Genomic DNA, 14,150 nt, shown 5'->3' with positions numbered 1-14,150 from the left:
GTTCTCTCCTTATTTCCGATTAGAATAATCCTGTGATGTTGCCCTCCTCGTCAATATCAATTGTTTCGCTGGCAGGTACTTTTGGAAGGCCAGGCATGGTCATGATAGCACCTGTTAGGGCAACGATAAATCCTGCTCCTGCGGACACTTTAAGGTTGCTAATAGTCACTGTAAAGTCAGTTGGTGCGCCAAGTTTTTTGGCATCGTCTGAGAAGGAATATTGGGTTTTGGCCATGCAAATTGGGTAGTTGCCAAAGCCGAGACGTTCTAAGTCAGCCAGTTCACGTTTGGCTGCTGGGCTCAAGTTGATGCCTTTACCACCGTAAACCTTGGTAACGATTTTAGTCAGTTTGGTTTCAATGCTATCGTCTTCCTCATAAACAAAGCGGAATTGATTGTCTTGCTCGGCTAGTGTCACGACTTTTTCAGCCAGTTCACGGCCACCAGCTCCGCCATTTGCCCAAACATCAGAAATCACAACATCAACGCCACGTTTGTTGCAGGCATCATAGACAGCTTGTAATTCAGCATCGGTATCAAGCGGGAATTTATTGATTGCAACGACAACTGGAAGGCCATAGACGTCTTGGATATTAGCCAAATGTTTGTCAAGGTTAGGCAAACCATCCACAACGGCTTGAACATTTTCAGTAGCCAAGTCAGTTTTTTGAACGCCACCGTGCATTTTAAGGGCACGAATAGTGGCTACTAGGACAACGGCTGCTGGACGAAGGCCGGACATGCGGCATTTGATGTCAATGAATTTTTCAGCTCCAAGGTCAGCACCAAATCCAGCTTCGGTAACGGCATAATCACCATATTTCAAGGCTAGTTTGGTGGCGAGGACACTATTACAGCCATGGGCGATATTAGCAAATGGGCCACCGTGAATGAGGGCTGGTGTGTGTTCCAGGGTTTGCACGAGATTAGGATGAATCGCATCTTTGAGCAGAGCGGCTAGGGCACCACCAGCTTTCAAGTCTTTAGCTGTTACAGGTTCACCTTGGTAGTTGTAACCGATGATGATTTTTTCAAGGCGGGCTTTGAGGTCAGAAATATTTTCGGATAGGCACAGGATTGCCATGATTTCAGAGGCGACGGTAATGTCATAACCATCTTCACGAGGAACCCCGTTGACCTTGCCTTGCAAGCCGTCAACAATATGACGAAGCTGGCGGTCATTCATATCCACCACACGTTTCCAAGTGATACGTCTGGAATCAATGCCTAGGCTATTGCCATGGTGAATGTGGTTATCAATCAAGGCAGCCAATAAGTTGTTGGCGACACCGATGGCATGAAAGTCCCCTGTAAAGTGAAGGTTGATGTCTTCCATTGGGACAACTTGCGCGTGGCCACCGCCAGCAGCTCCTCCCTTAACCCCAAAAACAGGACCAAGAGAAGGTTCACGAAGGGCAATAACTGCTTTTTTTCCAATGGCAGAAAGAGCATCTACCAATCCAACGGAAGTAGTGGTTTTGCCTTCACCAGCTGGTGTTGGTGAGATAGCAGTGACAAGAATGAGTTTGCCATCAGGTTTGTCTTTTAAGGCGACCAGTTGACGGGCATCAATTTTTGCCTTGTACTTGCCATAGAGACAGAGCTCTTCCTCGTCAATCCCTAATTGATTGGCAACCTTACTGATAGGCTCCATAGTGACAGAGTTGGCTATTTCAATATCTGATAAAACCATAGTTGCTCCTTTACTTGTTAAACAATATCGAGAATTTTCGTGTAGATGTCATCTGCCAAATGACAGCCCTTGTCTAGTAAGGCTTGTCCTTTTTGGCGATAGTCGGTAACAAAGTCTTCATCTTTGATGCCAGACAGATTAATCAAAACATTCAACCAAGCGCCTTGTAAACCTGCTTTTAAGTTTAAAGCAGCAACTCCTAAGTCGCTAGCAGCATTTGTATTAGACTTACCGACAGCTGTTGCAGTGATCTCAAGTGCTTCGACCATGAGGGTCATCATCTCAAAAGGTGATTGTGCAGCTGTTTTCAAGGCCTCTTGCATGGCAGTTCGTCTGGCAGCCTTGTCTGCGTCAGTCTCTTTTGGCATATCAAAAACGGCAGAAACCAGGTTGAAGGCTTCGGTATCTTTGTCAATGGCATCTAATAAGTCCTGTTGCAAGCGACTACTTTTGGTATGAAGGTCTTCAATGATAACTTGATAATCAGCATACTTTTTCTTACCAAGAGTCAATTCACAGACCATCTTGGTTAAGGAAATGCCGTTGGCACCTGATAGTGCAGCAGCAGAACCACCACCTGGAGCAGGGGCATCTGAGCTAAGGACTTTAGCGAAATCTGTTAAGCTTAAATCAACTAAACCCATAGAGAACCTCCTAACCTAGCAAATGGTTTTCAAGAACCTGTTTATTGTAGTCAAAGTCCTCAACTTGTAAGTAGTATTCAGCCACATCGATTAAGGCCTTGGCTGGCGCTAAGCCGATGACTTCAGAACCAATAACATTCACACCGTAGCGACGCGCTTCAAATCTGATGGTTTCAAAAGTACGGTAAAGAGAACATTTTTCAAAGTTAACCATGTTCATGGAGACTTGGGCAATATGGCGGTCTTCTAACATAACACCGATAGCTTTACAATATTTGTAGCCACCACCTGAACCGCGGATAATTTTAGCAATTTTATTAGCAATGTCTATATTGTCAGTATCCAAATTAACATTGAAGGCAACCAATGGCATGCGAGCACCGACGGCAGTTACTCCAGCAGTTGGGTGAATCTTACTGTCTCCGTAATCAGGTGCCCAGTCCTCTTCCAATAGTTTTTCTGGCATGCCTTCAAACTGACCTTTACGGATTTTAGCAAGGTTTTGACGTTCTGGACGTGTGGCAGAATCTTCATAAAGGAAGATTGGGATTCCAAGTTCACGGTTAATCCGTTCTGCGACTTGTTTGGAAATTTCGACACACTCTTGTGTAGTGATGTCTTTGATCGGAACGAATGGGCAGACATCGGTTGCTCCCATACGAGGGTGTTCACCATGATGTTTGGTCATATCAATGTTTTCAGAAGCGTATTTCACCAGTTGGAAAGCTGCTTCCTGGATAGACTGGTCATCTCCAACCAAGGTAAACACGCTCCGGTTGTGGCTCGCATCAGAAGAGTAGTCGAGAAGGGTCACTCCAGGAATACTTTTGGCCGTCGCTACCAAGCCGTCGATAACAGCCTGATTTTGGCCTTCTGAGAAGTTGGGAATACATTCAACAATTTTCGCCATGTTTAATCTCCTTTTATGTCATTGAGTTACTCATTAAGGGAATAGGTTACCTACTTTAGATAACGCTTACATTTTTGTCTAGCTGCTTTTACTGAAATAATTGATTTACCGCTGAAGTCACAAGGTCATCGTCAGCCAAATATGGAATAGTGATGTGATCAGTACCTGCATGGAGACGATTATACTCAATAGCGGTTTCAATAGCGTGTTCATTGCGAGCCCAATTGCGACGAGCAACACCGCCCATAGTATCCCAAGCAATAGCAGATTTAATAATCTCATCAATGCGTTCGCTACCATCTAGAACAAGTCCAAAGCCGCCATTGATGGCTTTACCGATACCAGTTCCGCCACCGTTATGGAGGGCCACTAAACTCATGCCACGCGCAGCATTACCAGCGTAACATTGCACCGCCATATCACAGGTCACATTGGAACCGTCTTTAATGTTTGAGGTTTCACGAAATGGTGAGTCGGTACCAGACACGTCATGGTGGTCACGACCAATCATGACAGGTCCAATCTTGCCTTTGCGGACCAATTCATTAAATTTAAGGGCGATAGTCACACGACCGATACAGTCTTGGTAAAGGATCCGGGCTTGGGTACCAACTACGAGTTGATTTTTCTCAGCATCACGAATCCAGTTGTAGTTATCACGGTCTTGATAGCGGCGGTCAGGATCGATAGCTTCCATGGCAGCTTTGTCAGTAGCCACCAAGTCTTCGTGTTTACCACTCAAGCAGACCCAACGGAAAGGTCCATAGCCATAGTCAAAAAGCATAGGTCCCATGATATCTTCCACATAGGATGGCCAGATAAAGCCGTCTTTGTCGTTACGACCATTCTTAGAAATTTCTGTAATACCAGAGTCGTAAACAGACTTCATAAAGGCATTGCCGTAGTCAAAGAAATAGGTGCCATTTTCAGTTAACGTCTTAATAGCTTCAAAATGCCGTGCCAAGGTATCATCAACCATTTGGTGGAAGGTATCTTTATCTTCTGCCAAGAGCCGGGTTCTTTCGTCAAAGCTAATACCTACTGGGCAGTAGCCACCGTCATAAACGTTGTGACAAGAGGTTTGGTCAGACAAAAGGTCAACATGAATCTGCTTGTCATTGACGTACTCTAAAAGGTCAACAATATTACCATGGTAAGCAATCGAAGTGGACCCCTTAGCATCTATGGCTTTTTGGGCTAATTGCAGAGCTTCTTCAGGGCTCTCAGCAATTTGGCTAACCCAGCCTTGCGAATGACGGGTTTCAATCCGAGATTGGTCAACTTCAGCAACAATGGCAACGGCTTTAGCAATTTCAGCAGCCTTACCTTGTGCCCCACTCATGCCTCCTAAACCAGATGAGATGAAAAGCTTACCGGTCAAATCACCGTCATCAGCCACTCCAAGTTTGAGACGACCAGCATTTAAGAGAGTATTAAATGTTCCATGAACAATCCCTTGTGGACCAATATACATCCAACCACCTGCGGTCATTTGACCATAGTTGGTGACACCCATTTCTTCGGCGATTTCCCAGTCTTTCATGTTGTCGTATTCACCCACCAAAAGGCCATTTGTAATGATAACGCGAGGCGCTTCAGGTTTGGATTTGAAGAGACCAACTGGATGACCAGACTCAACCACTAAGGTTTGTTCATCAGTCATGACCTCTAGGTATTTTTTGATTAATTGGTATTGCATCCAGTTAGCACAAACAGAACCAGTTTCTCCATAAGTAACTAATTCGTAAGGGTACAAGGCAATCTCAAAACTCAAGTTATTGTCAATCATGACTTGCATAGCCTTGGTGGCTGTACAAGTGCCTTTGTACTCGTCAATCGGTTTTCCATAAATGCGATCTTTTGGTCTCCAGCGGTAGCCATAAATGCGGCCACGGGTTTTGAGTTCTTCCAAAAATTCTGGAATGACTTCTTCGTGGAACTTCGTAGGTACATAGCGTAGGGCATTTTTTAAGGCAATTTCGGTTTGAGACTGGCTCAATCGAAAACCTCTGTCCGGTGCTCTGCGGATACCTTCTTCGAACACAGTCTTTTCAGGTAAAACATCGTCTAACTTAACGGTCATAGCAGCAGCTATTTCAGTTTCACTGTAAAATGACATAGAAAACTCCTCCTTAAATTATTTTTTTATTGTCGAGATTAGTCTAACTTAGCCTAGTCTATAAAAAGTCAACCAGAGATAGAAATGCTAAAAAAGTCTAAAAATATCGCGATAACCTATTTTTTGACTAAAATTTGACGCTTTGACAGTAAGATGATGGTATGACAAAATGAAACTAGGGAAAGAGAGACTTTTTGTCCCAAGTGCTGAACGATGACAGACTTAAGTCATCAGTTAGAGGAGGAGCCAAAGCTAGTCTTCCAAAAGCAGATTGACCAGCAAATTTCCTGTCAAAAGAGTGGGACTGAGCAGTGTCTTTCCCTTATAACGAATGAATCGCAATCTGATAACAAGTCATGCTAACAAAGGAGGTTTTTATGGTTGCTGATGTCTTATTAACACATTTTAATCAAATCGTTTGCCCCAATGATCCTGGTCATCCTTTGACCGGGCAAGAAATGAAAGAAGCTACCATTATCGAAGATGGTTACTTGGCTCTCAAAGATGGTCTCATCATGGCTCTTGGTTCTGGACAGCCAGATGCTAGTTTAATTGGACCAGAGACTGTTGTGCGTTCATATGAAGGTAAAATTGCGACACCTGGTATTATTGACTGTCATACCCATTTGGTTTATGGCGGTAGTCGAGAACATGAATTTGCACAGAAACTAGCAGGCGTTCCTTATTTAGACATTCTTGCTCAAGGTGGAGGCATTTTAAGCACGGTAAGGGCCACTCGGGCAGCTAGCTTTGACAATCTTTATCAAAAATCTAAGAGATTGCTGGACTATATGTTGCTTCACGGGGTAACTACCGTCGAAGCTAAAAGTGGTTACGGCCTTGACTGGGAAACAGAAAAACGCCAATTGGATGTTGTTGCTGCCTTGGAAAAAGATCATCCTATTGATTTGGTCTCCACTTTTATGGCAGCTCATGCGATTCCAGAAGAATACAAAGGGAATGCTAAGGCTTACCTCGATGAGATTGTTGAGCAGATGTTACCAGAGGTGAAGAAAGAGAATCTGGCAGAATTTTGTGATATTTTTTGTGAGAAGAATGTCTTTACTGCGGAGGAATCACGTTATCTTTTAAGTAAGGCTAAAGAATTAGGCTTCAAGCTTCGTATTCACGCAGACGAAATTGCGTCTATCGGTGGGGTTGATGTAGCAGCAGAATTGGGCGCCATAAGTGCAGAACACTTAATGATGGCAACTGATGAGGGCATCGCCAAAATGAGTCAAGCAGGCGTGATTGGAAATCTTCTCCCAGCGACTACCTTTAGTTTAATGGAAGATACCTATGCACCAGCGCGCAAGATGATTGATGCTGGCATGGCCATTACTCTCTCAACAGATAGTAATCCTGGTAGTTGTCCAACAGCTAATATGCAATTTGTCATGCAGTTAGGGTGTTTCATGTTACGCTTAACGCCCATTGAAGTGTTAAATGCTGTTACTATTAATGCGGCATATTCTGTCAATCGTCAGGAGAGAGTTGGCAGTTTGACAGTTGGTAAAGAAGCAGATATTGCCATTTTTGACGCTCCAAATATTGATTACCCTCTTTATTTCTTTGCCACTAACTTGATCCATCAAGTTTACAAAAAAGGTCAACTTGTCGTTGACCAAGGTCGCATCCTTTAAAAAGTCCCAAAAAGAAGCTTTGAGCATTAGCTCAAAGCTTCTTTTGATAGGGTATTATTATTGACGAATCAAGTAGTCAAAGGCACCGATGGCGGCAGTAGCCCCAGATCCCATTGAAATAATGATTTGTTTATAAGCTGAATCAGTACAGTCCCCAGCAGCAAAGATACCAGGAATATTGGTTGACCCATGTTTATCCACGATAATTTCACCGCGGTCGGTTAGGTTCACACCGCTATCCTTGAGCCAAGCTGTATTTGGAACAAGACCAATTTGGACAAAGACCCCTTCAAGGTCAATGTGTTTGTCTTCACCGCTATCACGTTCAGTGTAGTTGAGACCAGTAACATGATCGTCACCAACAATGTCTTTAGTAGCAACATTTTTGATAATAGTCATGTTAGCAGTATCAGCTGCGCGGTCTTGAAGCACTTTGTCAGCTTTGAGCTCAGGCAAGAATTCTAACACGTAAACGTGTTTAGCAAGACCAGCCAAATCAAGGGCAGCTTCTAATCCAGAGTTTCCACCACCGATAACAGCAACGTCCTTGCCTTCAAAGAGAGGACCATCACAGTGAGGGCAGTAAGTCACCCCTTTATTACGGAATTCATCTTCTCCAGGAACATTGATGTTACGCCATTTGGCACCAAGAGCTAAAATAGCAGTTTTGGCTTGTAAAACCGCACCATTAGCTAGAGTAACCTCGATGTTTTCTTTTTTCTCGATAGAAGTAGCTAGTTGTGCTTTGATAATATCCACATCGTAAGACTTGGTATGGGCCTCTACTTCGGCCATTAATTTTGGTCCTTCAGTGTAAAGGGTACCAATCATATTTTCGATGCCGACAGTTTCCATGACCTGACCACCAAAGGTCTCAGCCAATAAACCTGTTTTCAATCCTTTACGGGCTGCATAGATAGCAGCGCTATTGCCCGCAGGTCCACCACCAACAACAAGGACATCATAGACCCCTTTATCCGCAAAGGCTTCTTCTGAAAGGGGACCAGCGACTTGTTCTAAGAGTTGTTCGATAGTAGCACGGCCTGAAGTGAATTCTTCACCATCTAAGAAGACAGTTGGTACAGACATAATGCCTTTTGCTTTCACTTCATCTTGGAACATGCCACCTTCCACCATAGTATGTGAAATCTTGTCATTCAAAACAGACATAATGTTGAGAGCTTGAACAACGTCTGGACAGTTATGGCAGGTTAAGCTGACGTAGGTTTCAAAATGCAGTGGGCGATCAATAGCCTTGATGCGGTCAATAACATCTTGATCTACTTTTGGAGCACGTCCAGATACTTGCAAGAGGGCAAGGATGAAAGACGTAAATTCGTGGCCTAAAGGTAGACCAGCAAAGGCAACCCCACTATCTTGTCCTTTTTTCGCAACTTTAAAGCTTGGTTTACGGTCTAAGACAGTTTCTTCAACCGAAATACGATCAGACATCACAGCAATTTCTTCCACGAAGTCTTTAACCTTTTGAGACTGTTCGTCATCACCAAGATAAGTTTGCAAAACCAGGTCAGATTCTAACAAGGTGAGGTATTGGGCAAGTTGTTCTTTAATATCAGGACTTAATGCCATAATCTTCCTCCTTAGGGGTGTTAAATCTTACCAACTAGGTCAAGACTTGGTGTCAATGTTTCAGCGCCTTCTTTCCATTTAGCTGGACAAACCTCACCTGGATGTTTACGAACGTATTGAGCAGCGTGAATCTTGTCAAGCAATGTGCTAGCATCACGTCCGATACCATCAGCATTGATTTCCATCATTTGGATAATGCCATCTGGGTCCACGATAAATGTTCCACGTTGAGCGAGACCATCTTCTCCTAAAACCTCAAAGGCTTGAGAAATAAGATGAGATGGGTCACCAATCATTGGGTAAGTGATTGTACCAACAACATCTGAATCATCATGCCAAGCTTTGTGGACAAAGTGAGTATCTGTTGAAACAGAGTAAACTTCAACATCTAATGCTTTTAGTGCTTCATATTGTTCTTGAAGGTCACCTAGCTCTGTTGGACAAACAAATGAGAAATCTGCTGGATAGAAGCAGAAGATAGACCATTTGCCTTTAACGTCATCGCTTGTTACCTTGATAAATTTACCATTATGGTAAGCATCGGCTGAAAATTCAGTAATTTCTTTTCCAATTAGAGACATGTAGCTGTCCTCCTCTTATTTATTAAATTTTTATACTTGTATTATAAAAGAACGACAAGCGGATGTCCAATCAAAAACCCTTGATTTTCCTAGATTAGTGCCTATTGTTTTCTGACAATTTAGATGTGAATAGCATCACATACATTAAAATCATTCTAAATAAGCCACCAAGCCTGTGAAATCAAAGGTTTAATAAAATTGGTTTTAACAGAAAATTTAATCACATTAAAGCGCTTTCATTTAAATTTTTTTCAATGAATTAAGCTAACTTAATCTAAAAAAGGACTTTTTCCAAAACATTAAGGGGCAGTTTGTTAGCAGAGGGAGAAATGGTGACATCTGGGAGTTAGAAATAATACTTGACGGATATAGGGAATTAAGGTAAAATAATTTGTGTTGTGGCGGTATAGCCAAGTGGTAAGGCACGGCTCTGCAAAAGCTTGATCGTCGGTTCAAATCCGTCTACCGCCTTTTATATACAAATGAAGCCTTGATTAACCTCGTAAAAACGTTGTTAAATCAAGGTTTTTATTTTTTGCGACAGGATAAAAAAAGAGAAAAAAAGAAATAAAGTCGGTCAAAAATCGGTCAAATGTCCGAAGATGTCTTTTATTACTTGATTGTTCTTTTCTTTGAGTTTATCTAGCTGATGGGCATACACTTTTAAAGTGATGTTTAGGTTCTCATGCCCAAGCAACTGAGATATGGATATTAGGTCAATGCCCTTTAGGATTAAAAAAGATGCGTAAGTATGACGTAGAGAGTGATTACGCATAGGACGACCAACAATTTTTTTAACTAATCTATTGCAGAGTGAGTTAGAAGCTCCGTAGAGCACCCTATGTCTATTTACAACTTAGCCATGAAAACGAATGCTTTGGAACTATTGCGCTTAAACATTGATTTAGAAATGCAAGAACTTGCCAACGGCGAACACAAGCTAACCAAGAAATTTCTTGATGAAGGCTATCGGAAAGAAATCGAGTTTCAAGCTGGACTATTAGGATTATCAGTTGCTAGCCAAGCGAGTGTAAAAAGTTTAGCTGATGCAGTTGTTAACGCTAATTTCAAAGGAGCAAAATGGTCAGATAACATTTGGGACAGGCAAGATAAGTTACGCAGCATCATATCTCAAAGTGTTCAGAGTGCTATCCTAAAAGGTAAAAACGGCTTAACTATTGCAAGGGATATTAGACGAGAGTTTGATGTGTCAGCATCTTACGCAAAGCGACTAGCGATAACGGAGCATGCAAGGGTACAAATGGAAGTTGGCAGATTATCCATGGCGGAGAATGGCTTTACTATGTTTGATATTATCCCAGAGCCTAAAGCATGTGATATTTGTAAGGATATAGCCAAGCATGGGCCGTATCATCTTGACAAGTGGAGAACGGGGGAAAATTCCCCACCGTTTCATCCATATTGTCGTTGTGCAGTCGTAGGGGTGGATGAGAAAAATGGTAGTGATCATGAATCACTTGATAAGCTTAATAAAACGGAGTATAATCAAAGTATGAAAGAGTCATCAACCTATGCTCGTAACGTTTTGTCGGCAGTATCATTGATAGAGCCTCGAATCACATCGCAACTAAAACATATTACTAAGCAATCAAATGGCAATTTACAAGGGCTGGATTTTAGACTAAAAAGTTTAGAGTCTTTATCCAGGAAAATCTCTACCGATAGTTTGTTGGACGAGATCTCACTGGAAGAGGCTGCAAACAATATAAATGACGCGCTACGTTATACAGCTGTATTTAAACCGGACAATTTCTTTGATGATTATCATAGCATGAAAAGTGCATTGGTGAAAAATGGTTTTAAAATTGAAAAAGTGAAAAACACATGGCTAGATGATGGGCCGTATAACGGTGTTAATACGGTTGTGTCAAAAGACAATATCAAGTTTGAAATTCAGTATCATACCCAAGAAAGCTTTGACTTAAAAAATGGGAAACTACATGAATTATACGAGGAGAGAAGACTTCCTAATATAACACGAAAACGGAAAGCTGAACTAGACAAAATGATGTTTGAGCTTAGCAAATCTTTAACTAAACCTAGCCAAATAGAAAGGGTGAATTAATATGATTACAAAATATTTTTTTATAAAAACTGAACACCCCAAAATTGTTAGATATTCTAATGGTTTAACAGAAGTTTATAACAGCGCAAAAGGCTGGGAAGAACAAGAAGCTTGGTACGATCGTTTATTTTTTAGTGATTTCAGTGATTTTGAAGAGGTAACAGAAAAAGAAGCTAAAATGTTTATTGCGGGATTGACAGCGGCATGAACATTGTGGAGCTAGCTTTCAAAGTGGCTAAAAAAGCCCACCTTAGACAGGTTGATAAGGCCGGTGTCGACTATATTAAGCACCCTATAACTGTTGCAAGTTTTGTAAAAACTGATGAAGAAAAGGCAACGGCTTATCTTCATGATGTTATCGAAGATACAAGTTTGACTTTACTTGACTTGGAAGAGCATGGTTTTCCTCGAAGTGTTATAGAGGCAGTTGATATACTGACAAAGAAAAAAGGGCAAGACTATCAATCCTATCTAAACCTTGTTAAAACAAATAAACTTGCAAGAACTGTAAAATTAGCTGATTTAAAACACAATTCTGATTTATCTCGTCTCTCTGAGGTGACTGGCAAAGATTTAAAACGCTATAAAAAATACCAAGAAGCTATCAAATATTTAAACAATTAAATAACAACAGACGGGGAACCGTCTTTTTTTGTACCTAAAAATAGGAGGAAACATGAATAAGCGCATTAAGAAAAAACGTAAATTGGAAACAGCGGTTGTGATGCTAATTAAAGAAGTCACCGAATTACGAGCCATTGTGTCAGCAAATGCTCAAGCTACAAATAACGAGATAGACGCTGTTAAGTCAGCGACGCTAGACAACCAATCAGCCATCAAGTCAATCGGCGATGATGTTAACTACATTAAGAAAAATCATAAGCGTAAGTGGGGTAAGAAATGGAGCTAATTATTTTTACAAATGCAGGTAAAACATTTATGTTCAGAAATGTTTTAGATTTTGAATATACAACTCAGGGTTTTAAATTTAAGTACAAGGGTATTTCCACTGGGAAGGAACGTACTGCAGAATTTAACTATACAAGCGTTGCAGGTTATGCACTAATCTAAACCAAAGTCGTAGCAATACGGCTTTTTATTATGTCCAAGCATTGACGACGTAAAAAGCTATGGATTTTATAGTCGGGGACGACTTAAAACATAGGAGGTGCCAACCATGGCAGAAGAAACACAAACAGTTGAAACGGTTGAAGAGCAAGTGGTACCAGAAGCAAAACAACCGCAAGACGAAAAAAAGTACACAGATGCAGATGTGGATGCCATCATCGACAAAAAGTTTGCAAAGTGGAAGTCAGAACAAGAAGCGGAGAAATCGGAAGCTAAAAAAATGGCTAAGATGAATGAAAAAGAGAAAGCAGACTACGAAAAGCAGAAGCTGTTAGACGAATTGCAAGAGCTAAAAAACGATAAGACACGCAAAAGGATTTGTGAGGTTCTCCTATGTTACACAAAGAAAAACCTGATTATAACCGCAATCAGTACGGTTTCTATACCCTTGACCAGTTAGTGCCTGATGAACATTTCCTGCGCCAAGTGGAAGCTGTGATTGACTTCGACTTCATCTATGACCTAGTAGAAGACACCTATTCGTCTGATAATGGTCGCCCTAGCCTTGATCCTGTCATGTTGGTTAAAATCCCTCTGATTCAGTGCTTTTATGGCATTCGTTCCATGCGTCAGACCATCAAGGATATTGAAGTGAATACTGTCTATCGCTGGTTTTTAGGTTTGACTTTGGATGACAAGGTGCCACATGTCACAACCTATGGCAAAAATTATTCCCGTCGCTTTCAAGAAAAAGGCTTGATTGACCCGACGGAGATTTTCATAGATGGGACTCATATTAAGGCTGCGGCTAATAATCGCAAGTTCATCAACCGAGAGGTGGAAAAACAAGCCAAGTTCATGAGTGAACAGCTAGAAATCGAAATCAATCGGGATAGGGAGAAGCATGGAAAAAAGCCGCTAGGGCCCGCCAAAGAGCTAGGGCCCGTCGCTAAGAAAATCTCCACAACCGATCCAGAAAGTGGCTGGTTTCACAAAGGGGATCATAAGGAAGTCTTCGCTTATTCTGCTCAGGTGGCTTGTGACAAGTATGGATGGGCGCTTGCTTATAGTGTTGAGGCTGGCAATATCCATGATAGTCAGGCTTTTCCTGCACTTTTTGCCAAGCTTGAACCCTTGAAACCACAGTTTATTATTGCGGATTCCGGCTATAACATTCCTAGCATTGCCAAGTTTCTGATTGATAAGGAGATCACTCCTGTCCTTCCTTACACACGACCAAGAGGAAAGAAAGACCTTCTACGTCCGAAAGAATTGATTTATGATGAGCACTTTGATTGTGTCATCTGCCCTGAACATCAAGCCTTGACCTACCGCACTACGACCAGAGAAGGCTACCGAGAATACAAAAGTGACCCTGCAATTTGTGCCAATTGTCCCCTGTTATCTGTATGTACGACCAGTAAGAACCACCAAAAAGTTGTCACACGGCATATTTGGAAAGACTATTTGGAACAGTGCGAGGACATTCGTCATCAAAGGGGGATGAAGGAGCTCTACCAGCATCGGAAAGAGACGATTGAACGACTGTTTGGCACAGCCAAGGAATACCACAATCTCTGCTATACGAGAGAGAAAGGCAAGTCCAAAATGGAAGATAAGGTTGGACTGACTTTGGCATGCTTAAATCTCAAAAAACTGGTCAAAAGGATGGCGGGAGAGCCTTTTTATTTTGTTCAGATGAGGTGGTTTAAGCACGGAAACAGCCATTTTTATCTAAAAACACTAAAAAAGACAAACACCAATCGATGTTTGTCTTCAATCTGTAAGGAAGTTACTTCCTTTAAATGTGGTTAAT

The 14,150-nt window shown here is 41.7% G+C and carries 13 protein-coding genes, 1 tRNA gene and 2 pseudogenes; 9 read left to right on the top strand and 7 right to left on the bottom strand.

The features are described from left to right. Positions 1-19: 19 nt before the first annotated feature. From FQT67_RS10145 to FQT67_RS10130, 4 genes are all read right to left on the bottom strand, one after another. Entirely contained in the window at positions 20-1,693 is a 1,674-nt protein-coding gene (locus tag FQT67_RS10145) for a formate--tetrahydrofolate ligase (RefSeq protein WP_046177135.1), read from the bottom strand. A 17-nt stretch (positions 1,694-1,710) separates the two neighbouring features. Further along, a complete protein-coding gene (locus FQT67_RS10140) occupies positions 1,711-2,337 on the bottom strand; it encodes a cyclodeaminase/cyclohydrolase family protein (RefSeq protein ID WP_046177134.1) in 627 nt (208 codons plus the stop codon). 10 nt (positions 2,338-2,347) lie between these two features. After that, the gene (ftcD, locus tag FQT67_RS10135; protein WP_046177133.1) at positions 2,348-3,247 is read right to left on the bottom strand and encodes a glutamate formimidoyltransferase; all 900 of its coding nucleotides are present in this window, start codon (positions 3,245-3,247) and stop codon (positions 2,348-2,350) included. Positions 3,248-3,335: 88 nt separating this feature from the next. Further along, on the bottom strand, positions 3,336-5,366 hold the full coding sequence (locus FQT67_RS10130) for a urocanate hydratase (RefSeq protein WP_046177132.1): 2,031 nt from the start codon (positions 5,364-5,366) through the stop codon (positions 3,336-3,338). Positions 5,367-5,743: 377 nt separating this feature from the next. On the opposite strand from FQT67_RS10130, the gene hutI reads away from it, so the two are divergent. Next, positions 5,744-7,009: an imidazolonepropionase gene (hutI, locus tag FQT67_RS10125; protein WP_003060891.1), complete on the top strand. Its 1,266-nt coding sequence runs from the start codon at positions 5,744-5,746 to the stop codon at positions 7,007-7,009. Positions 7,010-7,066: 57 nt separating this feature from the next. Here hutI and ahpF read toward each other — a convergent pair whose 3' ends face one another. After that, positions 7,067-8,599: an alkyl hydroperoxide reductase subunit F gene (ahpF, locus tag FQT67_RS10120; protein WP_012767623.1), complete on the bottom strand. Its 1,533-nt coding sequence runs from the start codon at positions 8,597-8,599 to the stop codon at positions 7,067-7,069. Between the two features lie 20 nt (positions 8,600-8,619). Further along, on the bottom strand, positions 8,620-9,180 hold the full coding sequence (gene ahpC / locus FQT67_RS10115) for an alkyl hydroperoxide reductase subunit C (RefSeq protein WP_003058719.1): 561 nt from the start codon (positions 9,178-9,180) through the stop codon (positions 8,620-8,622). A 400-nt stretch (positions 9,181-9,580) separates the two neighbouring features. Between ahpC and FQT67_RS10110 the strand changes: the two genes are divergently transcribed. Next, a tRNA-Cys gene (locus tag FQT67_RS10110) sits at positions 9,581-9,651 on the top strand. A gap of 106 nt (positions 9,652-9,757) precedes the next feature. On the opposite strand, the pseudogene FQT67_RS10105 reads toward FQT67_RS10110, so the two are convergent. Continuing rightward, a pseudogene (locus FQT67_RS10105) lies at positions 9,758-10,021 on the bottom strand (tyrosine-type recombinase/integrase); the annotation flags it as partial. Between FQT67_RS10105 and FQT67_RS10100 the strand changes: the two are divergent. The 7 genes and pseudogenes from FQT67_RS10100 (at position 10,022) to FQT67_RS10075 (ending at position 14,149) form a co-directional block, all read left to right on the top strand. Next, on the top strand, positions 10,022-11,266 hold the full coding sequence (locus FQT67_RS10100) for a phage head morphogenesis protein (RefSeq protein ID WP_046177131.1): 1,245 nt from the start codon (positions 10,022-10,024) through the stop codon (positions 11,264-11,266). Position 11,267: 1 nt separating this feature from the next. Continuing rightward, complete coding sequence (locus tag FQT67_RS10095) at positions 11,268-11,474, top strand: hypothetical protein (RefSeq protein WP_003052398.1); 207 nt, start codon at positions 11,268-11,270, stop codon at positions 11,472-11,474. After that, positions 11,471-11,890 (top strand): HD domain-containing protein, encoded by a 420-nt coding sequence (locus tag FQT67_RS10090; protein WP_046177130.1) that lies wholly within the window; start codon positions 11,471-11,473, stop codon positions 11,888-11,890. Before FQT67_RS10095 ends, FQT67_RS10090 begins: the two co-directional genes overlap by 4 nt. Before the next feature lie 52 nt (positions 11,891-11,942). Beyond that, complete coding sequence (locus FQT67_RS10085) at positions 11,943-12,176, top strand: hypothetical protein (protein WP_046177129.1); 234 nt, start codon at positions 11,943-11,945, stop codon at positions 12,174-12,176. Next, positions 12,167-12,337: a hypothetical protein gene (locus FQT67_RS10835; RefSeq protein WP_172601566.1), complete on the top strand. Its 171-nt coding sequence runs from the start codon at positions 12,167-12,169 to the stop codon at positions 12,335-12,337. The genes FQT67_RS10085 and FQT67_RS10835 overlap by 10 nt, the downstream gene beginning before the upstream one ends. A gap of 106 nt (positions 12,338-12,443) precedes the next feature. Further along, positions 12,444-12,704 (top strand): annotated as a pseudogene (locus FQT67_RS10080) (DUF4355 domain-containing protein); the annotation flags it as partial. Between the two features lie 23 nt (positions 12,705-12,727). Further along, positions 12,728-14,149 (top strand): IS1182 family transposase, encoded by a 1,422-nt coding sequence (locus FQT67_RS10075; RefSeq protein ID WP_143936423.1) that lies wholly within the window; start codon positions 12,728-12,730, stop codon positions 14,147-14,149. The last annotated feature ends 1 nt before the right edge of the window (position 14,150 follow it).

Origin of the sequence: Streptococcus sp. NCTC 11567 (genome assembly GCF_902141215.1) — a bacterium.
Lineage (GTDB): Bacteria > Bacillota > Bacilli > Lactobacillales > Streptococcaceae > Streptococcus > Streptococcus dysgalactiae.
The sequence above is the reverse complement of the archived record's forward strand: the minus strand, read 5'-3'. Positions and strand labels throughout refer to the sequence as shown.